Origin of the sequence: Sulfitobacter sp. HI0129, from assembly GCF_001635395.1 — a bacterium.
Classification (GTDB): Bacteria; Pseudomonadota; Alphaproteobacteria; order Rhodobacterales; family Rhodobacteraceae; genus Sulfitobacter.
Genome location: NZ_LWGH01001024.1, coordinates 1 through 396, shown reverse-complemented (window position 1 = coordinate 396; position 396 = coordinate 1). Strand labels below are relative to the sequence as shown.

Sequence of the window (396 nt, the reverse complement as noted above, 5' to 3'; positions counted from 1 at the left end):
AGGGCATGCATCTGCGGAACGGCGGACAGCAGCGTCACCCCGTCTTGAAGCGCCGCAAAAAGCTTGGCTGCGGAAAAACGTGCTTCCAGCCGGACGGCGGCCCCGGCATAGCAGGAGGCTGTCACCACGGAGGCCAGACCGAACACATGGGTAATGGGCAGCACACCGTAGATCAGATCATCGGGCCTCATTTCCCGCAGGTTGGCCGAAGCCGTGCCGCCGAAACGGACGTTGTCATGGGTCAGCATCACACCCTTGGGATCGCCCGTCGTTCCGGTGGTATAGAGCAGTACCGCCACGTCGGAGAGATCCGGATCGGGATTGCTGGGGCCGGGCTTTACAATATGCAACTTGCCAAATGCACCTTCGATTTCGGACGCCCCCAGCCTTTCGGCA

1 protein-coding gene is annotated in these 396 nt (G+C 61.4%); it reads right to left on the bottom strand.

Translation table 11 applies throughout. The annotated features are described in order from the left end of the window. Positions 1-396 (bottom strand): AMP-binding protein (locus A3764_RS21885; protein WP_150122400.1); only part of this gene is annotated, 396 nt, incomplete at both ends.